Raw genomic sequence first — 26,442 nt, forward strand, 5'->3', positions numbered from 1 at the left:
GGTGCTTACAACACCGCGTACAGCCCTACAAAGAACAGCATTTGCACCAGAAAAACCCACGGAGCCATGGGGTTATCTTTGGGGAAAGTCGCCCGCTGGAAATAGATGTTCAAGGCCAGCGCCACCGCAAACCAGCCCACAAAATTAGATACCGGAATCACGTTGCCCGCCCAACTCCAGAAGTCAAACGCCACGGCCACCGGTTCAATAAAGAAATCCAGCAACACCATGAGCCCCGCCCCCAGCACCGACCGTACCAACCAGTGACTTCCTAATTTCTGTGCCACGTGCCCCACGCTATACACCAGCATAAGCCAGTTCACGCCAATAAGCAAAGGGATCTCCCAGAACTTAGTGCCCAGCGTAGGCCCGTACGCATAATTCCCGAAAAGAACACCCGTGTGCACGCCCAACCATTCGGCCCAGAAACCCACCAGCCAGACCACCGCCGCAAACAGAAAAAAAGACCGTTGCCAGCCCCTGTGAAACGCAAACAGCAGGAAATTGGTGAGCAGCAGATTGAACGGCACCAACGCCTTGAACCAATCCAGGTGTTGGCTGAAACCCAGGCCCCAGAAACCCACCGCGTAGAAAATAAACAGCACGGCCACGGCCACCGGCAACAAACGGTTTCTACTTAACGGGGAATTGACAAAGTTTAGATTCATGCGGAAACAGAAGCGATGGAGGCCGGCACCAGGTCGCCGGCTATTTTAGCGGACAGCAAGCACAGCGGAATGCCGCCGCCCGGGTGTACGCTGCCGCCCACAAAGTAAAGGCCTTTCAGCTTGGAAGTGAAATTTGGGTGCCGCAGAAACGCCGCCATTCTGTTGTTGGAGCTGCTGCCGTACAAGGCGCCGCCAAAAGAGGACGTGTCCTGCTCTATGCCCCTGGGGTCCCAGATGCGCTCAGCGGCAATCAATGGCTCCAGGTCCACGCCCAAGGCGGCACTCAGTTTTTTCAACACGCTTTTTCTGGTCTGCTGAATAAGCTGGTCCCAGTCCTGGCCCTCATTGTGCGGCACGTTCACCATCACAAACCAATTCTCATGCCCGGCGGGCGCATCTTTCGGCGAATACTTAGACGTAATGTTCACATACACCGTGGGGTCTTCAGAAACGGTTTTCTTCTGGAAGATGTGCTCAAATTCCTTCTGGTAGTCTTGGCTGAAGAAGATGTTGTGCAAATCCAGCTTCGGGAATTCCTGTGAGATGCCCCAGTAGTAAATCAGCGCCGAACTGCTGCGCGGCTGGGCCAGGGTCTTCTCGGGGGCTGGTTGGTTGGGCAGTAATTTTCTGTAAGTAGGCACCACATCCATGTTGCTCACCACCACGTCCACCAAATATTTATCCAGGGCCGTGCGCACGCCTGTGGCTTTGTTGCCATTGGTCAAGATTTCCAGTACGGGTTCCCGGTAATAGAACTGCACGCCTAGTTCCTCTGCCAGCTGCACCAAACTGTGGGCAATTGCAAAAATGCCGCCCTCTGGGTAGAAAGCACCAATGTTGAACTCCAGGTGCGGAATAAGGTTGAGTGTGCCGGGCGCCTGGTATGGGTCTGAGCCGTTGTAGGTGGCGTAGCGGTCCAGCAGCTGCACCAGGCGCGGGTCTTTGAAGGCTCGGGCGTTGGCGGCGTGCATGGTGGTGGCCAGGCCCAGTTCCGGCAAGGCAGGCAGGGTCTTCAGCACATCGGGGCTCAGGTAGGTGTCCAGGCGGTGCAGTGATTTGTGCAGGAACGTGTCGGCGGTGGCGTGGTACAGCCGGGCTACTTTCTGCAGGTGCTTTAACAGGTCTTTCTGGGGCACGCCCAGCTTTTTTTCGGCCTCCTGGGCAAATTTCTGGGGGTCTGCGTGGGCGGTGAGGTGCGTGCCGTCTGGCCAGAAATATTCGGTGACCACGGGCAGACGCTGGTAATTGAAATAGTCTTTGGGGTTTCTGCCGGCCAGCGTGAACAGCTCATCTACCAGGTGCGGCAGTGTGAACAGGGAGGGGCCGGCATCAAAGCGGTAACCGCCGGGTAGGGTAAACTGGGTCATCTTTCCGCCAAACGAAGTATTGGCTTCAAACACTGTTACGCGGTAGCCTTTCACAGCCAGCCTGATTGCCGCCGCAATGCCCCCAATGCCTGACCCTATGACTGCTGCTGTTGCCATGCTCCAATCTACGCTTTTCCTGGTTTCTGTGGAAATAACCCCGCTTTTTAGAAAATGTTTCTTCCTGTGTTTCCGTTTTAGGCCCCGTTTTCAGAAATGAGCCCGAAAACGGAGATTAAGATTTTACAACGTGGCCAAACACGCGCCGGTAAATGGGGGCCCGTTGTTTAAACTGAAAATACAGCACAGGGTACACCAGCAAATCCAGCAGCCTGGCGCCGGTTTTGAACTCAATGATGTCATGAATGCAGCTGTGGCCCTGCTCTTTGGTGACCAGGTGTTGGTGTCGCCAGAAGCGTAGCGGCGGGGGCAGTTCCTGGCCTTGGTCTGTAAACCAGGCGGCTTGGTCAGTGACCTGCCTTTCCGTGATGAGGCTGGTCCAGCGTTGCCGCAGGGGGCCTGCCTGCAGTTCTATTTCCACTCGGTCACCCGGCATGCTGCCGTCAAACCTGATAATTTTTAGCCGGGGGAATAGGGGTGACAGGGCCTTAAACAGGTCTCTATCAAAACCTTCCAGAATGGCTATGTAGTTCTGGGCCACCGCCGTCTTTAAATGGAGAATCATGGAGCTGAAATAAGGAATACCTCAAAGGCTTTAACCCCCGGCGGGCCACAAGGTTTTACTTGGAGGCAATAACCTATACTAGATACCTTAAATTTTTTACCAGAGATGAATTTCACGCGTGCGCTTTTGTTTGGTTTGGTGCTCTTCCTGTTCATGGCAAGCTGCAACCCCGCCACCCGAAACATTTATACCAGCCAGTCTTTTTCTACCGCTGCCCGCCAGCACAAAACCATTGCTATTCTGCCCTTTGACGTGAAAGTGGGCCTCAGGCCAAGCCAGATGAAACGCATGACCCCCGAAAAACTCTATGATTTGGAGCTCAAGCACGGGCGGGCGGTGCAGAGCACGCTGCAGATGTATTTCATGAAGTACATCAACCACCAGCGGGAGGTTATTGCGGTGCAGGATGTGCGCGAAACCAACCGCATTCTGCAGGAGAAGGACATTCAGCCGGAGCAACTCCATGCTATTCCGCCTACTGAGCTGGCCGCCATGTTGGGCGTAGATGCCGTGATGACGGGACGCCTGACCACTGAAAAACCCTATTCCAACGCGTTTGCCATGGCCCTGGCCGCCTACACGTTCCTGTACACCACAGAAGTTTCCAACGGCGGTCCCACCAATATGGGCACGGCCACCATTCAGATACATGACGGGGCCACCGGCAACCTACTCTGGAACTATGACAAAATGCTGGCCCGTAGCCTGGGCAGTGACACCCACACCATTGTAAAGGCCATTTCCCGCAAAGCCAGCAAAAAGATACCGTACGCCCGCCTGCGAGGTTGATTTTCAACAGCCTCTTTCCGGTTTAATTCAAATTCAGAAGTTTTCTCTATCTTTCAAGAACCATGGGGCACACGCTCCAGTCTAACCTTTACGTGAGAAAACAGCATGAAAAAGATTTTTCTTCTGATAGTGGTAGTGGCCATTGCCGCCGGTGGGTATTGGTTTTACAACCGTGCCAAGACTGGCCCAGAGGCCTCCATCCTGCACATTAAAACTGCTCTGGAAGCCAATGACATGCAGGCCCTGGAAAAATACGTGGACTTGAAACGCACTTCGCAGAGTTTGGTGGACGGTAGCAAGAACATGGTCATGGACCAACTGCCCGAAGGCCTGCGCGGCGCGGCCACCTTGCTGGGCAAAGGCCTGGCGCTGAAACGTGACCTGAATGGTGCCGTGCGCAACCAACTAAAACAAACCCTGGAAAGCGCCTCTGGCCAGAAAGTACCCGACATGACGGATGTGATCAAAGTCCTGCCCTTCGGGAAGCTCCTCAACAAGAACATGTTGCCCAAGCTGGAATTTCAGGACATTGACTACGTGAACCGCGAGGATTCTATTGCTGTGGTGGGCTTGAAAGTGCGGCCCGTGAACCAGACCGAATCCATGGTCATTGAACTCCTCATGGAAGACCGCGGCGATTATTGGCAGGTGGTGGGTATTCCCAACTTCAGCACAGTGCTGCCTCAGTTGATCACCATCGGCAGAAAGAAAGAGTAAGTAACTTCCTGTTTTCGGGCTCATTTCTGAAAATGAGCCCGAAAACAGGAAGTTTTCAAATACTAAAAAACTTATGAGCAGGCAATCTTGCTCACCCGGTTCTGGTGCCGTCCGCCTTCAAACGCGGTGGTCAGAAACGCAGACATCATTTCCTTGGCCATGGCCGTGGAGACAAACCTGGCCGGAATGCAGAGCACGTTGGCGTTGTTGTGGGACCGTGCCAGTTGGGCCAGTTCCTCGTTCCAGCAAAGCGCCGCGCGTATGCCCGCGTGCTTGTTTGCTGTCATGGCTACCCCGTTGCCACTTCCGCAGATAAGAATTCCCAAGTCAGCTTCGCCCTTTTCTACGGCGGTGGCCAGCGGGTGCACAAAATCTGGGTAATCCACAGAATCCTCTGAGTGCGGCCCAAAATCATGGAACTCATGGCCCAACTCGGTGAGGTGCGTTTTCAGGAATTCTTTGTACTGGTATCCGGCGTGGTCGCCGCCTAAGGCAATTTTCATAGAAGGTGGGGTTTAGGAGACAGAGGCTTCGCGGTTCAGGCGGGCAATGTCTTGGCGCCGCACCATCCACGAGATATGGATACTCACTTCATACAGCAACAGCAGCGGAATGCCCATTAAGGTCATGCTCAACACATCTGGCGGTGACAAGATGGCCGCCACAAAGGCAATAACCACAATGGCATGTCTTCGGTACAGTTTCATCAATTCAGGCGTGACAATACCGGCGCGTGACAAGAAGAACACAATCATGGGCAGCTCAAACATAATGCCGCAGGAAAGCACCAAGGTCACCAGCGTGCCCACGTAAGAGGCCAGGTCAAACTCATTGGCAATGCTGGGATCCACCTGGTAAGAAGCCAGAAAGTTGATGGACAGCGGCGACACAATAAAGTACCCGAACAGCGCGCCCAGCAAGAACAGGAAAGACACAAAAAACACCGCCCCGCGCGAATTCTTCTGCTCATTGGGGTACAGACCGGGCTTAATGAAGCGCCAGATTTCCCAGAACAGGTACGGGAAGCCCAGAATCAAGCCAATCACGGCAGAACTGGTCAAGTGCATGGTAAACTGCGAGGCCAGTTCCCGGCTTTGGAGCGTGAAATCCAGCTTGTCTATGCACAGGCCGCTGGAATTGATGGCCGCGCCAATCTCACACAACTTACGGTACGTGAAAAAATCTGTGCGTGACGGCCCCAGAATAATGTCATGGAAGACAATCTCCTTGTTGGCCATGGCCAGAATGGTGAACACCACAATGGCAATAGCCGACCTTAGAATGTGCCACCGGAGTATCTCCAGGTGATCCAAAAAGGTCATCTCATGCTCTTCTCCCCGTGCGGTCACCTCTTCGGAACGTTGTGCCATGTACTAAATGTGGTTGTGTCTAGCAAAAAAGCAGGGCATTTGCCCACGCCCCGCTCTGGTAAGAGAATACGGCAGCGGTGGCAGAATGCCTTGCTTCTGGTCATTCAAATTAATAGCTGAACAGCGGGAATTGCTCCATCCAGGCGTTGATCTCACTTCTGGTCTGGCCAATGATGGTGTCATTGTCATGGTTCATGAGCACGCGGTCAATGTAGTCCACAATGCGGTCCATGTCCTGCTCCTTCAGCCCGCGGGTAGTTACGGCGGCGGAGCCAATCCGGATTCCGGAAGTCACAAACGGCGACTTGTCATCAAACGGCACCATGTTCTTGTTGATGGTGATGTCTGCCTTGATCAAGGTGTTTTCGGCCAGTTTACCGGTCAGGTTTTTAGACCGAAGGTCAATCAGCATCAAATGGTTGTCGGTGCCCGAAGAAATAAGCTTATAGCCGCGGTCTACCAAAGATTTGGCCAAGGCCTGCGCGTTTTTCTGCACCTGCAGCGTGTATTCTTTGTAAGATGGCGTCAGGGCTTCAAAGAACGCCACCGCTTTGGCCGCAATCACGTGCTCCAGCGGCCCGCCCTGCGTACCCGGGAACACACCGCTGTCCAGCAACGCCGACATCATGCGGGTTTCGCCCTTCGGAGTTTTCAGGCCCCAGGGGTTTTCAAAGTCCTTGCGCATCATGATCATCCCGCCTCTTGGCCCGCGCAGGGTTTTGTGGGTGGTAGTGGTCACAATGTGGCAATGGTCAAACGGATCGTTCAGCAAACCGGTGGCAATTAAACCGGCCGGGTGTGAAATATCAGCTAACAGCAGAGCGCCTACGGCATCAGCGGCTTCGCGCAGGGCTTGATAGTCCCAGTCACGGGAGTAGGCAGAGGCACCGCAGATGATCAGTTTCGGTTTTTCGCGCTCAGCTACCTCTCTAATTTTAGAAAAATCAATCTCGCCGGTCTCGGGCTCCACGCCGTAAAACACCGGCTGGTACAATTTACCCGAGAAGTTCACCGGTGACCCGTGCGTTAAGTGTCCGCCATGCGACAAGTCGAAACCCAGGATTTTATCACCGGCGTTCAAAATGGCCAGCATCACGGCGGCATTGGCTTGCGCACCAGAGTGCGGCTGTACGTTCACCCATTCTACCTTAAACAGTTCTTTGGCGCGGTCAATGGCCAATTGCTCAGACTGGTCTACAATCTCACAGCCGCCGTAATAGCGCTTGCCAGGTAGGCCCTCGGCGTATTTGTTGGTCATCACGCTGCCCATGGCCTGCATCACCTGCTCAGAAACGAAGTTCTCAGAGGCTATGAGTTCTAAACCGTGCAGCTGGCGCTGGTGCTCTTTCTGGATAAGGTCGAAGATGTGGGAATCGCGTTGCATTCTTGTGTTGTTAGTGGGTGCCCAAAAGTACAGCCAATGTGGCAAATAACCAATGCTTTCTACTAGCTGTGCCCTGGCAAAAAGGCAAACCTGTAGAAAGCGTACTTTTTTATGATTACAGGTTGGTCAGGTGCATTTACCATTGTCTGAATTTCCGTTTTCGAGCTCATTTTCAGAAATGGGGCCAAAAACGGAAATACGGCAATGCGCCCAGACTTTGAAAGTAGCTGCGAACCCCTGAGCGCCGCCCTGGCTAAAAGCAAAGAAGCCCAAAGCATGGGCTCTGGGCTTCTTTTTAATTGAGAAGGAATTACCTATTGGCGTACAATGCGCGTGCGCTCAATTTGGCCGTTTAGGTCAGTGAGCAAGATATACATGCCGGCCTTCACTTTAGGCCCTACCTGTACCTCATATTCGCCGCTGCCTTTGTTCACCTTTATCTTTTTCTCCAGAACGGTTTCACCGTATTCGTTCACCAGTTTTACCACCATGTCACCCGCCTTCTCAGCAGAGACGGACACTTTAAGCCTGTCTGTGAATGGGTTAGGAGAAACCTGTGGCGAAGTGGATTTGTTTTCTACCGCAATGGTTTGGCTATAGGTGAAAGAGCCATCTGTTTTCACGCGCTTCAGACGGTAGTAGGTGGCGGCACCAGCAGCGGGGCTGAAGTCTTCAGCGTCATACACGGCCACGGCGGCCTTGCTGCTGTTTTTCTGCTGCACGCTTTCCACTAAGGTAAACTCTTTGGCATCTGCGCTGGCGGCGGCTTCCACATCAAAGTGCGCCGTGGTGGCATCTGCGGCAGTTTTCCATTTCAACTTCACGGTTTTGGCATTTCTGTGACCGGTGAAATCTATCTGCTCCAGTACAATAGGTGCTTCTTCTTTAGGAGGTTCAGGCGCTATCACAGGAACAGATGCTACAAAGTCCATGGCAACGGTACCTGTGTGCAGGTAAAACTCACCCAGGCGGGTTAGGCCAGTCAATTCAGCCGAGAAGTAAGTGCCCGCTTGGTAAAAGGTAAGGCCATTGGCCAGTAATTGGCTGCCTAGTGAATCTGTGTTGTCTTCAAACTGGCAGTTGCCGGTAGTAGCACCCAAATAGTTGGTAAAGACCAGGTCTGTCAAGCTGGTTGGCGTAGAAACAGCTGCCAAAAACGCATCTAACTCAGAGGTAGCGCCAAAGAACTTTACGTTGACAGGCATGTCTGGGCTGGGCGCCACCGCGGAGGTAACATTCCAGTGGCGGGGCATTAAGAACGCCTGGCTGCTGTCTGTGCCAAAGATGGAACGGGTCTGTGGGTCAATGGAAAACTGAATGGTCACCTCGCCCAGGGCATTGCCTCCGTCTTGAATGGCGCCAATAAGTTTGTTGTTGTAGTAGATTTCCTGCCATTTGTTTTCGCCGGAAGAGATGATGGTGGTAGAGGCCAGGCAGGCGCCGGTCTGAGCGTCTTTGCTAGACAAGACATCTACCGCGCAGCTGATAAAGTTCCAGCCCGATGTAGCCCCAGCTCTGATGGAATTGGAACCGGCAAAGTAAGCTTGCTGGCGGGCAGCTTTAATGTCTACAATCTCCAGGTAGTCTGAGCAGAAAGTACCGCTCGGGATGTTTAGAATGGCTACTTCATTGGGTACTGAAGACCGGATGGTAGTGTACGGCTCTTGGCCAGGGGTTACCAGTTCTGTGATGGTCTGGGTTTCAGAAGCTGGCAGTTGCAGGGTGCTTATTCCTTCTAAGGCAACTTTCTGGAACGTGTTGGCGCCTGTGATGTCAGTGGTGGTGCCCGTTACAAACCGTACCTGGTTGTAAGACAAGCCCGCGCCGTTGAAAACATGGGAAGCAGTAGGACCATTGAACACTAGCAGCGAATTGCCAGCCTCCAGGGTTAAGGAAGCGTTGGCATCCCATCTAGACAGTCCGCTGAATGTGGTAGTGCCCAGGCGCAGGGTTTTCTCGAAAGTATCAACCGCCAAAAATTTATCAGCCACTACTGCATACCCGTTGGTGTTCCAAGAGCCGGCTATTAACGTGATGGTGAGTCCTTTGGCGTTCAAGCCGTTTTGCAAGGTCCAGCTTCCGCCCACCCCGTTAAAGGTAATAGATGAACCCGCCATAAATGACTTGTTCTCAAAGTTGATGGTTTGGTTTGGCGTGGTGGCTTTGAAATTGAGGAGTATTTTTGACCCTCTGGTGCCTGAGAATGAAACGTTGGCATGAGCACTCAAAGACCCGTACACGTCCAGTGTCTTGGCATTTCCGTTGAAGTTGGTGGGCCTCACATTCACCCAGGAAATGTTCTTGACAGGTGAAACCGCCGCAGAAAGCCATACCGTCTGGCCATCTGCCGTGAAGGAGTTTTCATCAAACACCACATCATCTTCTGCCGTGGGGGCAGTGGTGTGCTTAACGTCACCGCCGCTGGTAGTGGCCCAGTTGCTGGCAATAGACCAGTCTCCGCCGCTTCCTACCCAGTAATAGGTCTTACCGGTAAACCGGAAGTTAGAAGCCGCTGCCATTTTCTTAGAGGCCGAAAGGGTGGCCAGACTAGCCGTGGCGGATTTTGCCGTAGCTGATGTGACAGAAACCCGTTTGCCGCTAGCGGCGAAGGCCTTGCCCTGCATCCCCATGCAAGCGACAAGTAGAATTGCCCCAAAGAGCAACAGCCTTGATAGTTGAGTAAAAGTTTTTGTCATAAGTACTGGTAGTAAGAGTTGTTGTTTAAATTATAGTTGGTTGTCTGCTATTTCGCGTTGACCCTGTTTGCTGTTCCTTTAATAGGATTATAATTATTAAAAATATAACATTAAAATAATCATATGGAAATATTAGAATCAGTCTAGAATTGTTTAAATACTGCTAGTTGCCTAGATTTATAGCTCAAAGTATATCCAAGAAAATTACACTTCAAAACATAATTCTGTTAAATTTTCAATATCCTTGAAACTTTATATATATAGTTTTTCAAGTGCCAAAATTTAGGGTATAAGCGTCTGTACAGGGAATTGCCAAGGCGCAAGCAGAAGCTAGTGAGTGCTTTGCTCTTCAACTACTTGAGAAGGGAAAAAAAGTGCAGGCTAGAATTGCCTGCAACTAGAGAGGTCAGCTTCACTTAAGGCAGCGTCAATCTTTCACTTTAATGGCATACGGCGCATCTTGGTTGGGCAGCCAGTGCAGTTCTCTGGTATCTAGGTTCAAAGCGCACAGTTTGCCGAATTCTTCATTCTTGTAGTACACGCAGCCGGCATCTAGGTTGATGGCGCCTTTGGGTTTGTGGCATAGGCGTTCAATGGTTTTCTGCGGAACCGGCAAATGGCCGTGCACCAATAATCTATGGCCCATTTTGGCGGCGGTAGGCTGCTGGCGCTTGGTGTTCATTAAAGTGTGGTTGTCGGTGGCGAGCAGGTTGGGGCGGGAGAAATTAAGCCCGGCGTGTACCAGTACATAATCCTCCAACACCACCAGCAAAGGTAGGTTCTGCACAAACGTGCGGTACAACTCCGGAATTTCAGCAAAAGAGGTAACCCCGAAGTTCTCCAGGGTTTTGGCTTTGTCCTCGCCGGAAAGCCAGACGGCCTGCTCTCCTTTAGAAACAGCGTCTAGCAGCAGTTGGTCATGGTTGCCGCGCAGGCAGGTGAGTTGGAAACCGTTACGTTGCAGTTCAAAGATATACTCCAGCACGCCTTTGCTGTCTGGGCCTTTGTTGATGTAGTCGCCTAATAAATAGAGATGGTCTGTGGGTTGCAGGCGCAGCACATCTTGCAACATGGTTTTAAAGGTTTTCAGGCAGCCATGGATGTCGGTGAGGGCGTAACGGGCCATTTAATGTGCTGATTTAAGCAGTTATTTAGCAAGTGGGCACATTTAAAAACCGATTCTGAATGAGTTACGATTTAATGGTTTTTCAGAAAAATGCCGCTCCACTAAAAAAGAAAGAATTTTTGGAGTGGTATGAAAATCAAACCGAATGGTCAGAAGACCACAGTTATGATGACCCTGCAAACGCTTCTGATGATTTACGGAATTGGTATGTAGAAATGCAAGCATTCTTCCCTGATTTAAATGGTCCTGACACAGGTGATGATGCTGTGAATTCGAATGAAACGGACTATAGTATCGGAAGAAATGTGATTTATGCGGCATTTAACTGGTCCCAAGCAGAAACAGCTTTTCAAAAAACGATAGAATTAGCCGCAAAACACAATGTTGGTTTGGTAGTGGTTTACAATGTATGATGCTTTGATTTTTGGTTGTTTCGGTAGTTGAACATTAGGTTTAAGCTCGCATCATGGTTCTCCTTTTTCTTGGAGAAGCAGGTCGTTTTCCTGACCAGCCTCCTGTTCCTGGCCCTGAGGCAGGTATTTACCCCTTCTATATTTTTTGTGTAAGCCTTGCCCACCTTGTGTTTCTCTGTAGGTATCACCTGGGCGAAGGCTCTCCAATGGTCGGTGCAGTATTCTCCAATGTGTGCTTTCTCCAGCTTCTTGAGCAGCTTCCTCACAGTTGCTGCGCTCCTGGGGCCGCAACTGTAAGCCAAAACCTCATCCGTCTCGGGGCAGTAGGCATACAAAAGCCAGTACTTCCCTTTCCTGCGCCTGCCCACGTAGCTCCAGACCTCGTCTATCTGCACCGACTCGTAGCAGCGCCGCGCCGGTGCGATGCTGAGTCGGCTGCCTTGCCGGCACAGGTTGTCCAGTATGCACTTGCGGCTCACCCCCAGCAGCGCCTCTATGTCGCGGATGCCGTTGTTGCGCTCCAAAAGCCGCACCATTAGCTGCTTTGTGGCCGGATCGGCGCCTTTGTACTGGTACGTGGCCTGGAACTGCTTTCTGCAGCTGTGGCATAGCAGGTTCTGGGCACCGTTCTTTTTCTTTCCGTTTTTTACTACCTTACTGCTCTGGCAGTGGGGACAGTTTATTTTGATGAGGACTTCGAACATTCCATCATCTTAAACAACTCACTGTCAGCTTTTATCCCATCATACTTTCTAAACCACTACCGATTTTTTAATGTGCTGATGTGCTAATTTTTTGAAGTGCTAATTTCTGTTTTTGCCCTCGTTTTCAGAAACGAGGCCGAAAACGCATTTCTGAAAAATGTAGCGTAATAGTACCAACACGACGTGTGGCCATGAAACGTGAACGTTTCTTCCCGCAACCAACCTTCTCAAGCCAGAGCAAAAGTTGCCAATAAACATTCTTCTATTGGCGCTTCTATTGCTGCGTTGAACCACGCAGTGTTGGTACCACCACGCTACAAGCCTGTGAATGGTTGGGTCAATTTCCGTTTTCGGGCTCATTTCTGGAAACGTGGCCGAAAACGGGACATAAAAAAACACCTTCCTTTAAGAAGGTGTTTTTTTATGTCTGAGACAGATATTAATGGCCGCCGCCGTAGCTGGGCTTGTCTACCTCAGGCTTGTCTGTGTTGCGGTTGGGGTGCGTGACCGCGTCTGGGTGCGGACGCTCGCCTTCATCCACGTGCTTGGCCACAATATCCTCGGCGCGCTGAATGTCTTCTGGGCTACCAGTGGTTTTAATGCCGGCTTTGTCAGTGCCGCGGTTGGCTGGGCTTCCGTGGTTTTCACTGCTTTGTTGGTTGGTGTTATTGCTTTTATAGGGCATGATTTCCTCCTTTTCTAGTTTAGTGAAACATTGATTGATTTCTGGCGATGGGCATCAGGTGCCGCGGCCTTCGTCTTCGGTGCGCATGTTGTCAGCGGGATGCTCGGGGCTGTCAGCGTCTTCGTTCACGCTCACCGCACTTGGGCCGTCTGAGCTGTCTGAACCGTAGCCTTCCTTGCCGTCACGGTTCCCGAAACCGCCGCGCTGGGCCTCGTTCTTCGGCGGATCTGCGCCCGGGATAATGTGCCCCGCCATCATGTCTTCCATGTTGGTAGACGTGTCATCTATCACGCGCACCGGACGGTCATGGCCGTTGGGGTGCTCTTTATTGTCAGTTGCCATACGCTTGTTGTTAGGTTGGGTAAGGGGATGAAAGGGCAGCTTTACAAGGATGAACCTTGGCAACCTGCCCTCTCTTTTTACTCCTTTCTATTCTGAAAGGTTGACCTAGCCGTTGATCATTTCGCCGCCATTGATATGAATAACCTGGCCGGTAATGTAAGAGGCATCTTCGCACGCCAGAAACACGTAGGCGGGCGCTACTTCAGACGGCTGGCCCAAACGGCCCATGGGTTGGTCTTTCCCAAATTCGCCTACTTCCTCCAGCGTGGCCGGAATCAGGGGCGTCCAGATAGGGCCGGGCGCCACGGCGTTCACGCGTATGCCGTCCTTGGCCAAATTCTGCGACAAAGACCGCGTAAACGTGGTGATAGCGCCCTTGGTGGCCGAATAATCCATTAAATGCTCAGACCCGCGGTAAGACGTGATGGACGTGGTGTTTATGATGGTATCGCCGTTCTGCAAATGGTTGAGCGCCTCTTGGGCCACGTAGAAGTATGCGAAGATGTTGGTTTTGAACGTCTTCTCCAGTTGCTCCGCGGTAATTTCTCTTAGGTCTTGCTTCTCATGCTGTTCGGCGGCGTTGTTCACCAGAATGTTAAGTCCGCCCAATTCTTTCACGGCCTTCTTCACGGCGTCTCGGCAGAATTTCTCTTCGCGTAGGTCACCCGCAATCAGCACGCATTTTTGGCCTTCCTGTTCCACCATTTTCTGGGTGTCTTTGGCGTCTTTTTCTTCGTTGAGGTAGACAATGGCCACATCGGCGCCTTCGCGGGCAAAATGCACCGCCACCGCTCTGCCAATGCCGCTGTCGCCGCCCGTAATCAAAGCTTTTTTGCCTTCCAGCTTTCCGCTGCCTTTGTAGTTGTCTCTGATCACAATGGGCTCCGGGGTCATTTTGTGCTCGTCGCCGGGTTGTTTGGCCTGGTGCTGGTCTGGCACTTTCTTGGGGTTCTTTTCTTTCGCCATTTTATGAATTGTTAATTGCTGGTGGTTGATTGTTTTTTAAGTCGATGCCATGCGTACACCGGACTAAAGAATACGAACCTAGCAGAAAGAGGTGTTGCGTTTTTGGCTTCATTTTCAGAAACGAGGATAAATACGGAGGCCGATCAACAGGCTTTCCTATCTTGCCTTCGGTTCAAAATTTTATTCCAGAAAACTATGTGGCAGGAGAAAGACAACCTGTTGGTGCGGCAGTTCACGTTCCAGAATTTTAAAGAGGCTTTCGCGTTTATGACCGAGGTGGCCGCTATTGCTGAAGAATTGGACCATCACCCGTGGTGGAGCAACGTCTACCAGAAAGTGGAAATCAGGCTCACAACTTATGACGCCGGTCGAACCGTAACTCAGAAAGACCATGACTTGGCGCAGCGCATTGATGAGGTGGCGGGGAAATTCAGTGTCTAATTCCGTTTTAGTGCTCATTTCTGAAAACGAAGCCAAAAACGGAACCTAAGAAAAGTCCCCTCTCCCCCTGGGAGAGGGTTAGGGTGAGGGAGCATTTCCAAAACCAAAGTTTTCAGGCTCAGAGCAATTAACTTTCCTCTCACTTTCCTTCTAAAGGTTGTCTTGAAAAACCAATGAATAGGCCCTAGCTTCAGCCAGGGTACACCAGAAAAAACGGTTTCGGCTTTAGCCAAAGACTATTTTGGCTAAAGCCGAAATTTCTCCCGTAAGCAAACCCTGGCTGAAGCCAGGGCCTATTGAGCCCTTTAATACCAGACTATTCTGATAAATAAACCTCACGTTTTCACCCAGCTACCGTTTTCCCCTCATCCTACCCTTCTCCCTTAGGGAGAAGGAACTGCGCTTTTCTGGTTGGAAATTGGTTGTTTTCATAGCGTAGGCAGCGCCAGCGTTCCTACTTTTTGCTTCATTTCCCAAAACGAGCCCGAAAACGCATCCTTCAAAAAAGCCCTCTCCGTTGGGGAGGGGTTGGGGTGGGGCCATTTTTCCTTATCTTTGAACTATGGCTGAACCCATAGAAGAGACCGTTCTGTATTTAGTGCCCACGCCCATCGGGAACCTGGAGGATATTACCCTGCGGGCCATCCGGATTTTGAAGGAAGTGGACGTGGTGCTGGCCGAGGACACGCGTACCTCCGGCAAGCTGCTGCACCATCTGGGCATTGACAAACGCATGCACAGCCACCATCTGCACAACGAGCACAGAGCCGTGGCGCACCTGGTGGAACGCCTGAAGAAAGGCGAGAAAATGGCCATGGTCTCAGACGCGGGCACGCCCGGTATCTCTGACCCCGGTTTTCTGCTGGTGCGCGAATGCGTGAAGGAAGGCATCAAGATTGAATGTCTGCCCGGCCCCACCGCTTTTGTGCCCGCCCTGGTCAAATCTGGGTTCAGCACAGATAGGTTTACGTTTGAAGGGTTTCTGCCCGTGAAGAAAGGCCGGCAGACGCGCCTGAAAAGTTTGCAAGACGAGGAACGGACCATGATTTTCTACGAATCGCCGCACCGGGTACTCAAGACGCTAGAGCAGTTCAAAGAGTACTTTGGGGCAGACCGGCAAGCCTCGGTGAGCCGCGAAATCAGCAAAATGTTTGAGGAGACCCTGAACGGAACCTTAGAAGAGTTAGTCACTATTTTTACCACCAAAGCCATTAAGGGCGAATTTGTCTTGGTTGTCAATGGGAAGAAATCATAAATACTATTTGCCGCTGCTGGCATTTTTGAGTGCGTTTTTGCTGTGGTTGGGCTGGCCGGTGAAGCCGCTGGCGTTTGTGCTGTTTGTGGGTTTCGTGCCGTTTCTGTATTTGGAGCAGGCCATCTCCCGCAAAGACAAACCCAAACGTGGCCGCACCTTCTTTAAGTACTCTTATCTCACTTTCCTGCTCTGGAACGCTTTCACTACCTATTGGGTGAGTTATTCCACCATCTTCGGCGGCGTGGCGGCGGTTTTGACCAACTCTCTATTAATGTGTTTGCCCATGCTGGCCTTTTTCTGGACCAAGCGCGCCGCCGGCAAGGTGCTGGGGTATCTGAGTTTGCCCGTGTTCTGGATTGCGTTTGAACAATTTCACCTGAACTGGGATTTAAGCTGGCCCTGGCTTACGCTGGGCAATGGTTTTGCCGCGGTGCCCGGTTGGGTGCAGTGGTATGAATATACCGGCTTCCTGGGCGGTTCTGTTTGGGTGTGGGCGGTGAATCTGCTCGTTTTCTGGGCGATGACCAGCAAGACCAAAAGGTGGCACAAAGCGCAACTAGCCGTTTGGATGGTGACGGTCCCCTTGGTCTGGTCTTTCTACATCGGCAATAACTACCAGGAGCAAGGCGAGGCTGCCGAAGTGGTGGTGGTGCAGCCCAACGTGGACCCTTATAAAGAAAAATTTGAAGGCGCCGAAGGCCACATTCCGTTTGAGCAGCAGCTGGCCCGGTTGATAAAATTGTCTGAACAGCAGATTACGCCCAACACCAAATTCGTGTTGTGGCCGGAGACGTCTATTAGCAATGGGCTGAACTGGGAAGAAGGTTTTGCCGGAAGTCCGTTGCGCTATACGTTGCAGGATTTCCTGAACCGTCACCCGGGCGTAGAATTGGTGTCAGGCATCACCTCGGGCCAGATGTACGTTGATTCTACCAAGAAAAGCGTGACGGCCCGGTATCATCCGCAGGTGGGCTATTATGACGTGTTCAACGCGGCGCTCCACCTTCCGCAGAGCGGCAACGCGGCCTTCTACCATAAATCTAAACTGGTGCCCGGCGTGGAGAAAATGCCTTACCCTGCGTTCTTCAGTTTTCTGGGTGGCCTGGCCATTGACCTGGGCGGAAGCGTAGGCAGTTACGGTTTACAGGAAGAGCGCTCCGTTTTCCGGCACGCACAGAAACCAGAGTTGGCGGGCGCGCCGGTCATCTGCTATGAATCTATCTACGGCGAATACGTGAGCGATTACGTGCGCGCCGGAGCCAGCGCCATTTTCATCATCACCAATGACGCCTGGTGGAGCGACAGCCCCGGCTACAAACAGCATTTGCAGTACGCCAGCCTTCGGGCTATTGAGACGCGCCGCGCCGTGGCCCGGTCGGCCAATACGGGTATCTCGGGCTTCATCAATCAGAAAGGCGAGCTGGGGCAGAAGTCAGATTGGTGGGTGCAGGCGGCGCTCAGAGATACCATTCTGTTCAACCAGTCCCAGACGTTTTACACACGTTACGGCGAGTTTATTGGCCACGGAAGCCAGTGGCTGGCCCTCGGGTTTCTGGTGGCCGCCGTGGTGCTGGGTATTGGCAACCGCCGGAAAAGTACGTATTAACTTGCAGCGCTTCGCGCGAAAGCCATTTCCCCTATTCCCATGGAAAACTTATCAGATTTACGCGACCAGGTAGTGCAACTCACCAAGAAAGTTGGTCAGTTCATTCAGACCGAGGCCGCCTCTTTTGACATTCAGAAACTGGAGCACAAAGGCCTCAACGACCTAGTTTCCTACGTGGACAAAGAAGCCGAAAAGCAACTGGTGGCTAAACTGAGAGAATTGCTGCCCCAGGCCGGTTTCATCACCGAGGAAGGCACCGAGGGCGCGGTTCGCAAAGACGAATACAACTGGATTATTGACCCGCTGGACGGCACAACCAACTTCATTCACGGCCTGCCCATCTACGCGGTGAGCATCGCGCTCATGCACCACCAGGAACTGGTCTTGGGCGTGGTCTATGACATCTGCCGTGACGAATGTTTCCATGCCATTAAAGGCGGCGGCGCGTTCTGCAACCAAAACCGTATCTCGGTATCCAAAGCGCCCGCGCTCAAAGACGGCCTCATTGCCACCGGTTTCCCTTTCTACAGCTTTGATTTGCTGCAGAAATACCTGCAAATGATGGGCGCGTTCATGCAAAATTGCCACGGTCTGCGCCGCCTGGGCTCCGCCGCGCTGGACTTGGCCTACGTGGCTTGCGGCCGATTTGAAGGCTATTTTGAGTACAACATCAACTCCTATGACGTGGCCGGCGGCGCTATCATTGTGCAGGAAGCCGGCGGTCAGGTCACCGATTTCAAAGGTGGCCAAGACTACGTGTTCGGGCGCGAAATCTGCGTAAGCAACAGCCCCGCCGTGCAGCAGGAAATGCTGGCCTTGATTGAGCCTTTCTGGAAGGAATAGAAGTTTCCGTTTTCGGCTTCATTTCCGGAAACGGAACCAAAAACGGGTAGAATAACACATTCAATTCATTACATCCAACATGGGCGAAACGATCTTCCTGCTAAGTGAAAATGGGAAACTGGTGGAGTTGAACGAGGCCAACTACATTTCAGAAGACTTATTGCAGTCTTTACTGGCAAATTACCCCAGCCTTATCTCTGGAAGCCAAATCAACAAAGAGAATCCTAGGCGCTGGCTTTTAGTCTCAAGGGAATTTGGCGTTCCAGACGATGCCAATGCAGGCAACCGCTGGTCCCTGGACCATCTGTTCATTGACCAAGACGGTATTCCTACGTTGGTGGAAGTGAAACGCAGCACAGACTCCAGAATCAGGCGCGAAGTGATTGGCCAAATCTTAGACTATGCCGCTAACGCCGTCACCTATTGGTCTATAGAAGAAATCCAACACAGGTTTGAGTTGCAATGCAAAGCGAAAGGAAGTGACCAAGAATTGATATTGGGGGATTTTCTGCAAGGCGAAATGGAACCGGAGCAATTCTGGGAACTGACCAAAACTAACCTCAGGGCAGGCAAAGTCAGAATGCTGATCATCGCAGATAAAATCCCGAAGGAATTGCAGCGCATCATTGAGTTTCTGAACGAACAAATGCAAACCGCTGAGATTCTGGGTCTGGAGATAAAGCAGTTCATTGGCCAAGACAACCTGAAAACACTGGTGCCAAGAGTGATTGGCCAAACCACGGTGGCGGAAGATTTAAAAAGTATCTCAAAAGGGCGGGCAGAGCAATGGACGCAAGAGACTTTTTTTGCGGAGCTTACCAAACTGTGCGGCACCCATGAAGCTTCTATAGCAAAACGATTACTGGAATTTGTAGAACCTAAAGTCACCAGAATTAGGTATGGCCGAGGCCACCAACTAGGTTCTTACCAACCCGTTTACCATAGAAACGGCCATGATTACCGCCTATTTGGAATCTGGACAAGCGGTTACATAGAAACGTACTTCCAGTATTACAAAGACCAACCTGCCTTTAAAGAAGAAAGCAAGCGGTTAGAGTTCTTGGAGCGCTTGAACCAGATTGAAGGGGTAAATATTTCCAGAGACAAGATTGCGCTCCGGCCAAGTTTCAAGTTGAACCTTTTGGCTGATGAATCGCAATTGCAGAAATTTATGCAAGTAGTGGATTGGCTTTTAGAGGAAATTAAAAAATAAAGAACTCCCCGTTTTGGGGCTCATTTCTGGAAATGAGCCCCAAAACGGGGAGTTCTGTTTAAAGCACTTTGGAGTTAGTCAAACAACTCGCTCAGGAAAGATTTTTTCTTGTAAGGCTTGTTGTGGTGTTGGTCATGATGGCGTTGGTCGCCGTAGCCGTATTTCTTGTAGTCAGAATCATAGTTTTCTTTCTTGGAGTAGTGCTCGCCGGAGCGCTCAATGATTTTCTCCAGTTCACCGCGGTCCAGCCAAATGCCGCGGCATTTGGGGCAGTAGTCAATCTCAATTCCGTTTTTATCGCTCATTAAAAGCGTTTCTTGGCAGGCGGGGCATTTCATAGGCGTTGGGTTAGATGCTGGTGACACATTGGGTTCCTTTCTAGAACGCCCCGCGCAAGGCACTTAGTATGGCTGGGGAAGAGCGGCCCGCGCAGTAAAACGCGTAAAGCAGGTGAAATTCCCGGTTATCGTTCCCAAAGCCGCTTTCAGGGAGGTGAATTCATTTCCGGTATTTCCGTTTTCGGGCTCATTTCTGGAAACGAAGCCAAAAACGGACGTGCGCCCTGCGCAAAATTTCCACCATTTCGGGGCCAACCCTTAAACTATTTGTACCTTTGTGGGCGTTAAGGGAAGTGACATGGTACAGGAACTCATCATCTTTATGGTATTTGCGCTGGCGGCGGGCTACATGCTGCGGCTAGGCTATCAATCGTTTTTCTCCAAAGACGCGGGTTGCGCCAAAGGCTGCGGAAGCGCGTGCTCTACCATTGACCTCAAGAAAATAGAGGAGCAGATGCGGGCCAAACAGGCGCAGGCTAAATAACTCAGCCATTCTATTGAAAGTGCCGCTAGCCATTCCTCTGGAGTGGCTTTTTCTTTTTGCGGGGCATTTCCGTTTTCGGGCTCATTTCTAGAAACGGAGCCAAAAACGCGGGTCAGCCAGGCACGGCGTTTCTAAATATATTTTTCCTTGAATATGGCTGGCAACCCGCGGCGGGTTTTACGTATAGTGGGAGTGTAGCAAAGATCCAACTACCTTAACATACTGAACCATGCAAGACAAGGAAGAAGAAAGAAGCCTGATCAACGTAGAGCACCGCCTGCACAAAGAAGGGTATACCGCCGATTTTAGGGTGAGCGAAGACAACCAATTGCTGAGCCTCAAAGACAACAAAAGCTACGGCGTGACTGATGTGAAAATTGTGGATTTCTACCGTTTTGAAGGCGAAACCAACCCAGATGACATGTCTATTCTGTACGCCATTGAATGCAATGACGGCACCAAAGGCACCATCTCCAACTCCTACGGCCCGTACGCCGACCAAGGCGTGGACGCGTTCCTGAAACAAGTGGAAGACCTAGGCAAAAATCTGGACAAAGCCAGCAAGTAACCCTAATTCCAACTTCTATTGAAAGCAGAAGCGGCAGGAGAATCTCTCTCCTGCCGCTTCTGCTTTTTCAGCTTTCCTGGTCTGGGTTGTCTTCCTGCGGTTCCTGGTCAGTGGGTGGTTTGGTCTTGCCCAAAAGCGCGGGCATGGCCTCTTTGAGCTCAATAGACAGGTCTTTGCCGCCTTTAATCCCGAAGTTGAGCGTGGTGATAGGGAACGGAATCTCAATCTTGTGTTCGTCAAAGGCTTTCTTTATTCTGATGATGGCCTCGCTCTTGGCGTACACAAAATCGGTCTGGCGTTTGTACTGAATCCAGTAGCGCACCAAAAAATTGATGCTGCTGGCCCCAAACTCTTCGTAGACCACCTCTACTTCCTTGCCCTCAATCTGGTTAGGAATGCCCACCATGGCCGCAATCACCACCTCGCGCACGCGTTCCAGGTCTTCGGCATAAGACACGCCCACTTTGAGGTCAATGCGCCTGATGCCGTAGTGCGTGAAATTGATAAGCGCCGATTCAAAGACCTTGCGGTTGGGCATTTTCACCAATTCGCCGGTCTGCCTTCTAATGTCAATGGTGCGCAGGTTGATGCGCTCAATCGTCCCGAAGTGCTCGTTGGTGTCAATCACGTCTCCCACCACAAACGGTTTCCGGACGGCAATAATCACCCCGGAAATAAAGTTGGCGGCAATGTCCTGAAACGCGAAACCCAGGGCCAGACCTATGATACCCGCACCCGCCAATAACGTGGTAACCGTTTTATCTAGTTTAAGGATGCTCAAGGCGAAGAAGATGCCCAGTGTGAGGGCGGCTACATAGACCGTGGTGCCTACCAGGTTGTTGAGCGCGCTGCTGTGCGTGAACCTAATCAAGAGTTTCTCTGAGGTTTTGCGCAGCAGGCGGGCCGTCACAAAAGACAGCACTATGACCAATGTGGCCAGAAAAAGCTCTGGCAGCATGAGCACCAACTGTTTAAACCAGCGCTCCAGTTTGCCCCATAAAAGATGAAAGGCTTCGTTTATTTCAACCACAGGTGTGTTCTTAAGGAATCAAGAAGGTAAAGAAGCGCTGCGCAGGGCAGAACATCAAAAAGCATACGAAAGATACAGGCCGCGGGGTACATAAACTAGCGCCGGCGGCTCAACCCCAGACTTTGGTGCCCTCAGAGCAGTTTCTACACATGTCAATCTGGCCCCGGCCCTGTAACAGAGAACCCCTGAACTTCTGGTAGGCGGCGCTTTTCCAGAGGTCTTTGAAGCTTTGCTGCTGCAGGTTGCCCAGGCGGTAATGCGCGTCTTTGTCAAAACAACAGGGTACCACCAGGCCGTCCCAGGTGATCACGCAGGAATGCCACATCTTCCAGCAGCCGTCAATCAGTTTGTTTTTGAGCGAATATTTGCCGTTGGGCTGCTGCTGGTAGCGGCTGTAATAATCAATGGTAGGAATAAGCGGCGACCCGTTTTCATGGTCATAAATCTGCGCGGTCTTGAACCAGACATCGTCTACGCCCAGTTCCTTGGCCAGTTTTTTGGCGTCTTCCAGCTGGTGCTCATTGGGTTTTACTACCAAGAACTGAAAGATAAGGTACGGTGTCTTTGATTTGAGCGCGCGTTTCTGCTGCACCAACCGCTTGGTCCCCTCCAGCACTTTGTCCAGCTTGCCGCCCACGCGGTACTGCTGGTACACGTCTTGGGTGGTGCCGTCCAGAGAGATAATCAATCTGTCCAAGCCAGATTCCACGGTTTTGCGGGCATTTTCCTCAGACAGATAATGCGCATTGGTAGACGTGGCGGTATAGATGCCTTTTTTAGATGCGTACTTCACCAAGTCCAGGAACGACGGATGCAAATAGGGTTCGCCCTGGAAATAAAACAGCAAGTACAGCAAACGGTCCTGCAACTGGTCAATGGTCTGCTTGAACAAATCATTTGACAACATGCCCGTAGGCCGCGTAAACGACCGCAGCCCGCTGGGGCACTCGGGGCAGCGCAAATTGCAAGACGTGGTAGGCTCAAACGAAATACTGACCGGGCTTCCCCAGTGGCGGGGCTTTTTGGTGAGGCGCGCCAGGGCGTAGCTGCTCACCACCTGCAGCGCGTTCCAGGCGCGCCGCGGCGTCAGTTTAGAGGCCAGATTGATTCCGTCTTGTAAAGCGCCGCGGGTCAAGATTTGTGTAAGGTGCTAATGGTTAAATGTGCTGAGGTGCTACTAAAATACAAGCACCTGAAATCAGAAAGCAAAGGTACGCATAGCGCGGCAGAAGGAGACGCAATGTTTTAGCGGAGGGTGCGTTTTCGGGCCCATTTCCAAAAATGAGCCCCAAAACAGGACAAGCGAGACGACCTTACTATAAGGAAAGCATTACCAATTTCTGGGCGCAATCAGTTCTTCCACATCGGCCTCGAAACCATAGGCATTGGAAATAGCCTCAAAGTCCATGGCAATGTTTTCTCTGGCCGCTGTCTCTATTTCACTGCCGTTCTCTGAAAATTCATCTTCCAAGTCATTGAATTTCTCTGTGGCGGTATGGGTCAGTGTGTAGAGTTCGTCCAGGGTCTTGGGCTCAGCTTTCTCAATCTCCAGACACAACTGAATCAAAATGGCTTTCCCTTTGTCTACCAGAAAATCAGGGAAGTAGTCATCGGCGTACATGTCTTGCAGAAAGGAATGCTTTCTAAGGGTTTCGTTTTTGATATTGGTTTGTACAGGTTCCTGCATGGAGTTGTTTTCTTGGGTGTTTGGAGATGGTTGACAAGCTATAATGGCGAAAGTGACGAGTGTCATCAGGTACTTTTTCATTTCTTATGAAAAGACATGTTCACGCTATTTCTTTTGGTCTGCGGTAAACTGGTCAATGAGGGCGGCAATCTCGCGGGCACCTTCGGCGTGGCCGGGGCGGCGGGCATTGGCGCTCACAAAAGTACCGTCTGGCGAGATCAGGAAATAGCTGGGGAAATTCTTGACGTCATAGTCTTTGATGACCTTGGCGCTTTGGTCGGGTACGTGAAGTTGCAGCGCAGGCAGCGGGCGTTCGGTGGCTTTCTGCTTCCAGGCACTCAGTTCTTCGCCCACCGAGACTTGTATAAACACCACGTCTTTGGCGGCCAGCTGCTCCACAAAGTATTTGTAGGCCTGCTGGTCCACGGTGCAGATGCCGCAGGGCGTGCGCCAGAAACCCAGGTAAATCATCTTGCCCTTCAAGCTCTTGAGCGAAACACTGTCACCGGTAGAAGAGAGCAGCGTAAACTCAGGGGCCTGGCTGCCCAACCCCACTTTCCTGAACTGCAGGTACTGGTCTTTCACATAACTCACAAACTGCGGGTTTTTGGACTGCTTCTGGAAGTCAAGGTACATAACGTCTGTGTCGGGCACGTAGCCGAACCTTATGCTCTGGTTGATGATGCGGGCCAGCATCATGTCGCGGCCATCGCCTTGCAGTTCCTGCTTGGCCATGGCGTACATGCTGGGGTAAAAGTCGCGTTCTGGGTTGCCGCGGCGGTCACTCAAGGCCTTGTACTGGAAATAATTGTTCAGGAAGTCAAGATACACCTGGTTGCGCACCGCCCCGGGCTGGTTGAGGTTGATCTGCTTGAGAAAGTCAAAATACGTGGGGGACAGCTGCGGCGGCAGACCACCCACGCGCTTGCGTATGTCTGGGTAGGTGAGCCGGTCATTGGCGTAGCTGAACTCAATCTGGGCCTGGGCGTAGAGTTTGAAAGACTCAGACACCGGCGAAATGGCCATGAACCGCTCCAGGAAATTGCGCTGATCTGTGCGCCGTTCCTCCAGAAATTTCAGAAACTCTTTCTCGCGCTTGTGTACATTTTCCGGCAGCACTTGGTAATCGTCTTCTTCCTCAAACTTGCGCTCAAACTGAATGAGGTAATTGTTCTCACTGGCCCCTTTGCCCTTGAACTTGGCGCTGAAGATGAAATCCTCGGCGTTGGCGCGCACGTCCAGCTGGTCGCCGGGCTGCAGGTACAGCATCACTGACTCAGAGCCGTGCACCAGTTCGCCCAGCATGGGCTCCGGCACAGAAACTGTGAATGAGAATTCGCCGGTTTTGGAAAGTGCCACAGTATTAGACTCCCCGGAGTAGGAGGCCGGCACGCGGTAGAGTTCCAGCAAGATACTGTCACTTACTGGTTTTGAGATTTTGCCGGTAATAGTGACGGTGTTCTGCGCCAGGGCGGGCAGCAGGAGCATAAAGTACAACAGAAGCAGGCTGAGGCTGTTTTTAAGCGGTAGTCTAGAAGCTGAAACCATAAATAGGATTAGTTGGGGGTTCATTTCCTGGTGGCAGCATAACGCGCGGCATCAAGAAAACAGTTCAATGCCTGGCCCGCATTAGCCAAACAAACCCGAGAAGACTTCTTCTAACCGGCTGGCTGCGTGAATTCTGATGTTAAACCTACCTAAATCCACGCCCTTTTTGTTGTACTTGGAAATATAAATATCCTGGAAGCCTAATTTCTCGGCCTCAGAGATGCGCTGCTCAATTCTATGCACCGCTCTCACCTCGCCGCCCAAGCCAATTTCAGCGGCAAAACAGGTGGTATGCGGTATGGCCACATCTTCAAACGAAGACACCAACGCAGCGCAGACAGCCAAATCCAAAGCCGGGTCTTCTACTTTCAGGCCGCCGGCAATGTTCAAAAACACGTCTTGCGTGCCCAGTTTAAAACCGCCGCGTTTCTCCAACACGGCCAGCAGCATGTTCAGGCGTTTCACGTCAAAGCCGGTGGCGGTGCGCTGCGGTGTGCCGTACGTGGCCGGTGAAACCAAACTCTGCACTTCAATGAGCAAAGGCCGGTTGCCTTCCATGGTGCCGCCAATGGTAATGCCACTAAAGGCTTCCTCACGCTGCGAAATCAGAATCTCAGATGGGTTGCTGACTTCCCGTAAACCGGTGCCCAGCATCTCGTAAATCCCCAATTCTGCCGTTGACCCGAAGCGGTTTTTGGTGGTTCTTAAGATACGGTAGGTCATATGGCGGTCGCCTTCAAACTGCAGCACGGTGTCTACCATGTGTTCCAGGATCTTGGGCCCGGCCAGGTTTCCTTCTTTGGTGATGTGCCCAATCAAAAACACCGGCGTGCCGCTCTCCTTCGCGAATTTCAACAACTCCGCCGTACACTCGCGCACCTGCGCCACGCTGCCCGCGCCGCTCTCAATAAAAGACGAATGCAGGGTTTGGATGGAATCTATGATTAAGACATCGGGCTGAAGTTGTTCAATCTGCTTGAAGATGTTCTGCGTGGCGGTTTCGGTGAGGATGAAACAGTTGGGGTGGCGGGCATCCAGGCGTTCGGCGCGCATTTTGATTTGCTGTTCGCTTTCCTCGCCGGAAATATAGAGCACGCGCTGGGCATGCAGACTGAGCGCAATCTGGAGCATGAGCGTTGACTTGCCAATGCCGGGTTCGCCGCCAATGAGCACCATGGAGCCGGGCACAATGCCGCCGCCCAACACCCGGTTGAGTTCCTGGTCAACGGTGACAATGCGGTGCTGCTCAGAATAGGTGATGTCTGAAATGGCCTTCGGTTTGCTGGCCACGGTCTGGCTGCTGGAGCCCACTTTCCAGGCGCTGGTGGGCGTGGCGTCTTCACGGGCGATCACTTCCTCCACGTAGGTGTTCCATTCACTGCAGGCCGGGCAACGCCCCACCCATTTAGCCGACTGCGCGCCGCAGCTCTGGCAGAAATATGCTGTTTTGATTTTAGCCATAGATAGAAAAATTCCCGCGCCGCGGAAACGGTTCAAGTTAGGGATTTAGCGGCAGATAC

General features: G+C 51.9%; 28 protein-coding genes. 10 read left to right on the forward strand and 18 right to left on the reverse strand.

Translation table 11 applies throughout. The features are described from left to right. Nucleotides 1-5 precede the first annotated feature (5 nt). The 3 genes from IMY23_RS13560 to IMY23_RS13570 form a co-directional block, all read right to left on the reverse strand. Nucleotides 6-668 (reverse strand): carotenoid biosynthesis protein, encoded by a 663-nt coding sequence (locus IMY23_RS13560; RefSeq protein WP_192822602.1) that lies wholly within the window; start codon nucleotides 666-668, stop codon nucleotides 6-8. After that, nucleotides 665-2,152 carry a 1-hydroxycarotenoid 3,4-desaturase CrtD gene (crtD, locus tag IMY23_RS13565; protein WP_192822603.1) on the reverse strand — a complete coding sequence of 496 codons (1,488 nt, stop codon included), beginning with the start codon at nucleotides 2,150-2,152 and terminating at the stop codon, nucleotides 665-667. Before crtD ends, IMY23_RS13560 begins: the two co-directional genes overlap by 4 nt. A gap of 115 nt (nucleotides 2,153-2,267) precedes the next feature. Further along, the gene (locus IMY23_RS13570; RefSeq protein ID WP_192822604.1) at nucleotides 2,268-2,717 is read right to left on the reverse strand and encodes a hypothetical protein; all 450 of its coding nucleotides are present in this window, start codon (nucleotides 2,715-2,717) and stop codon (nucleotides 2,268-2,270) included. A 105-nt stretch (nucleotides 2,718-2,822) separates the two neighbouring features. Here IMY23_RS13570 and IMY23_RS13575 point away from each other — a divergent pair, with 105 nt between their 5' ends. Together IMY23_RS13575 and IMY23_RS13580 are read left to right on the forward strand one after the other, a co-directional pair. Next, nucleotides 2,823-3,506, forward strand: a complete 684-nt coding sequence (locus IMY23_RS13575) for a hypothetical protein (protein WP_192822605.1) — start codon at nucleotides 2,823-2,825, stop codon at nucleotides 3,504-3,506. Nucleotides 3,507-3,611: 105 nt separating this feature from the next. Continuing rightward, a complete protein-coding gene (locus tag IMY23_RS13580) occupies nucleotides 3,612-4,223 on the forward strand; it encodes a hypothetical protein (protein ID WP_192822606.1) in 612 nt (203 codons plus the stop codon). A 71-nt stretch (nucleotides 4,224-4,294) separates the two neighbouring features. On the opposite strand, the gene rpiB is transcribed toward IMY23_RS13580, so the two are convergent. From rpiB to IMY23_RS13605, 5 genes are all read right to left on the reverse strand, one after another. Further along, the gene (rpiB, locus tag IMY23_RS13585) at nucleotides 4,295-4,726 is read right to left on the reverse strand and encodes a ribose 5-phosphate isomerase B (protein WP_192822607.1); all 432 of its coding nucleotides are present in this window, start codon (nucleotides 4,724-4,726) and stop codon (nucleotides 4,295-4,297) included. Nucleotides 4,727-4,738: 12 nt separating this feature from the next. Next, on the reverse strand, nucleotides 4,739-5,593 hold the full coding sequence (gene tatC, locus IMY23_RS13590; RefSeq protein ID WP_192822608.1) for a twin-arginine translocase subunit TatC: 855 nt from the start codon (nucleotides 5,591-5,593) through the stop codon (nucleotides 4,739-4,741). A gap of 109 nt (nucleotides 5,594-5,702) precedes the next feature. Then, on the reverse strand, nucleotides 5,703-6,977 hold the full coding sequence (gene glyA, locus IMY23_RS13595) for a serine hydroxymethyltransferase (RefSeq protein ID WP_192822609.1): 1,275 nt from the start codon (nucleotides 6,975-6,977) through the stop codon (nucleotides 5,703-5,705). 314 nt (nucleotides 6,978-7,291) lie between these two features. After that, nucleotides 7,292-9,673, reverse strand: a complete 2,382-nt coding sequence (locus tag IMY23_RS13600) for a hypothetical protein (protein ID WP_192822610.1) — start codon at nucleotides 9,671-9,673, stop codon at nucleotides 7,292-7,294. Between the two features lie 427 nt (nucleotides 9,674-10,100). Next, on the reverse strand, nucleotides 10,101-10,799 hold the full coding sequence (locus tag IMY23_RS13605; protein ID WP_192822611.1) for a metallophosphoesterase family protein: 699 nt from the start codon (nucleotides 10,797-10,799) through the stop codon (nucleotides 10,101-10,103). Between the two features lie 59 nt (nucleotides 10,800-10,858). On the opposite strand from IMY23_RS13605, the gene IMY23_RS13610 reads away from it, so the two are divergent. Next, on the forward strand, nucleotides 10,859-11,212 hold the full coding sequence (locus IMY23_RS13610; protein WP_192822297.1) for a hypothetical protein: 354 nt from the start codon (nucleotides 10,859-10,861) through the stop codon (nucleotides 11,210-11,212). Here IMY23_RS13610 and IMY23_RS13615 read toward each other — a convergent pair. The 4 genes from IMY23_RS13615 to IMY23_RS13630 all read right to left on the reverse strand — a co-directional run bounded on the left by IMY23_RS13615 (nucleotide 11,200) and on the right by IMY23_RS13630 (nucleotide 13,909). Beyond that, nucleotides 11,200-11,916, reverse strand: a complete 717-nt coding sequence (locus IMY23_RS13615; protein WP_192820093.1) for an IS1 family transposase — start codon at nucleotides 11,914-11,916, stop codon at nucleotides 11,200-11,202. The two genes, IMY23_RS13610 and IMY23_RS13615, sit on opposite strands and share 13 nt — an antisense overlap. Nucleotides 11,917-12,355: 439 nt before the next feature. After that, on the reverse strand, nucleotides 12,356-12,601 hold the full coding sequence (locus tag IMY23_RS13620; RefSeq protein ID WP_192822612.1) for a hypothetical protein: 246 nt from the start codon (nucleotides 12,599-12,601) through the stop codon (nucleotides 12,356-12,358). 54 nt (nucleotides 12,602-12,655) lie between these two features. Next, on the reverse strand, nucleotides 12,656-12,943 hold the full coding sequence (locus IMY23_RS13625; protein WP_192822613.1) for a hypothetical protein: 288 nt from the start codon (nucleotides 12,941-12,943) through the stop codon (nucleotides 12,656-12,658). Nucleotides 12,944-13,048: 105 nt separating this feature from the next. Then, complete coding sequence (locus IMY23_RS13630; protein ID WP_192822614.1) at nucleotides 13,049-13,909, reverse strand: SDR family oxidoreductase; 861 nt, start codon at nucleotides 13,907-13,909, stop codon at nucleotides 13,049-13,051. A gap of 195 nt (nucleotides 13,910-14,104) precedes the next feature. Between IMY23_RS13630 and IMY23_RS13635 the strand changes: the two genes are divergently transcribed. From IMY23_RS13635 to IMY23_RS13655, 5 genes are all read left to right on the forward strand, one after another. Beyond that, nucleotides 14,105-14,350: a 4a-hydroxytetrahydrobiopterin dehydratase gene (locus IMY23_RS13635; protein WP_192822615.1), complete on the forward strand. Its 246-nt coding sequence runs from the start codon at nucleotides 14,105-14,107 to the stop codon at nucleotides 14,348-14,350. Between the two features lie 562 nt (nucleotides 14,351-14,912). Then, nucleotides 14,913-15,605: a 16S rRNA (cytidine(1402)-2'-O)-methyltransferase gene (gene rsmI / locus IMY23_RS13640; RefSeq protein WP_192822616.1), complete on the forward strand. Its 693-nt coding sequence runs from the start codon at nucleotides 14,913-14,915 to the stop codon at nucleotides 15,603-15,605. Then, complete coding sequence (gene lnt, locus IMY23_RS13645; protein WP_192822617.1) at nucleotides 15,589-17,211, forward strand: apolipoprotein N-acyltransferase; 1,623 nt, start codon at nucleotides 15,589-15,591, stop codon at nucleotides 17,209-17,211. Before rsmI ends, lnt begins: the two co-directional genes overlap by 17 nt. A gap of 39 nt (nucleotides 17,212-17,250) precedes the next feature. After that, the gene (locus tag IMY23_RS13650; RefSeq protein ID WP_192822618.1) at nucleotides 17,251-18,054 is read left to right on the forward strand and encodes an inositol monophosphatase family protein; all 804 of its coding nucleotides are present in this window, start codon (nucleotides 17,251-17,253) and stop codon (nucleotides 18,052-18,054) included. Nucleotides 18,055-18,133: 79 nt separating this feature from the next. After that, nucleotides 18,134-19,267 carry a hypothetical protein gene (locus IMY23_RS13655; RefSeq protein ID WP_192822619.1) on the forward strand — a complete coding sequence of 378 codons (1,134 nt, stop codon included), beginning with the start codon at nucleotides 18,134-18,136 and terminating at the stop codon, nucleotides 19,265-19,267. 74 nt (nucleotides 19,268-19,341) lie between these two features. Here IMY23_RS13655 and IMY23_RS13660 read toward each other — a convergent pair whose 3' ends face one another. Beyond that, nucleotides 19,342-19,605: a zf-TFIIB domain-containing protein gene (locus IMY23_RS13660; protein ID WP_192823782.1), complete on the reverse strand. Its 264-nt coding sequence runs from the start codon at nucleotides 19,603-19,605 to the stop codon at nucleotides 19,342-19,344. A 277-nt stretch (nucleotides 19,606-19,882) separates the two neighbouring features. Between IMY23_RS13660 and IMY23_RS13665 the strand changes: the two genes are divergently transcribed. Both IMY23_RS13665 and IMY23_RS13670 read left to right on the forward strand, forming a co-directional pair. Continuing rightward, on the forward strand, nucleotides 19,883-20,089 hold the full coding sequence (locus IMY23_RS13665; RefSeq protein ID WP_192822620.1) for a FeoB-associated Cys-rich membrane protein: 207 nt from the start codon (nucleotides 19,883-19,885) through the stop codon (nucleotides 20,087-20,089). Nucleotides 20,090-20,318: 229 nt separating this feature from the next. Then, complete coding sequence (locus tag IMY23_RS13670; protein ID WP_192822621.1) at nucleotides 20,319-20,657, forward strand: hypothetical protein; 339 nt, start codon at nucleotides 20,319-20,321, stop codon at nucleotides 20,655-20,657. Nucleotides 20,658-20,724: 67 nt separating this feature from the next. On the opposite strand, the gene IMY23_RS13675 is transcribed toward IMY23_RS13670, so the two are convergent. The 5 genes from IMY23_RS13675 to radA form a co-directional block, all read right to left on the reverse strand. Then, nucleotides 20,725-21,687 (reverse strand): mechanosensitive ion channel family protein, encoded by a 963-nt coding sequence (locus tag IMY23_RS13675; protein WP_370589854.1) that lies wholly within the window; start codon nucleotides 21,685-21,687, stop codon nucleotides 20,725-20,727. 109 nt (nucleotides 21,688-21,796) lie between these two features. Further along, nucleotides 21,797-22,822, reverse strand: a complete 1,026-nt coding sequence (locus IMY23_RS13680) for an SPASM domain-containing protein (protein ID WP_192822622.1) — start codon at nucleotides 22,820-22,822, stop codon at nucleotides 21,797-21,799. Between the two features lie 195 nt (nucleotides 22,823-23,017). Next, a complete protein-coding gene (locus tag IMY23_RS13685) occupies nucleotides 23,018-23,455 on the reverse strand; it encodes a DUF5713 family protein (RefSeq protein WP_225986509.1) in 438 nt (145 codons plus the stop codon). Nucleotides 23,456-23,479: 24 nt separating this feature from the next. Continuing rightward, the gene (locus tag IMY23_RS13690) at nucleotides 23,480-24,922 is read right to left on the reverse strand and encodes a peroxiredoxin (protein ID WP_192822623.1); all 1,443 of its coding nucleotides are present in this window, start codon (nucleotides 24,920-24,922) and stop codon (nucleotides 23,480-23,482) included. An 81-nt stretch (nucleotides 24,923-25,003) separates the two neighbouring features. After that, nucleotides 25,004-26,383 carry a DNA repair protein RadA gene (gene radA / locus IMY23_RS13695; protein WP_192822624.1) on the reverse strand — a complete coding sequence of 460 codons (1,380 nt, stop codon included), beginning with the start codon at nucleotides 26,381-26,383 and terminating at the stop codon, nucleotides 25,004-25,006. Between the last annotated feature and the right edge of the window lie 59 nt (nucleotides 26,384-26,442).

Source organism: Rufibacter sp. LB8 (assembly GCF_014876185.1).
Classification (GTDB): Bacteria; Bacteroidota; Bacteroidia; order Cytophagales; family Hymenobacteraceae; genus Nibribacter.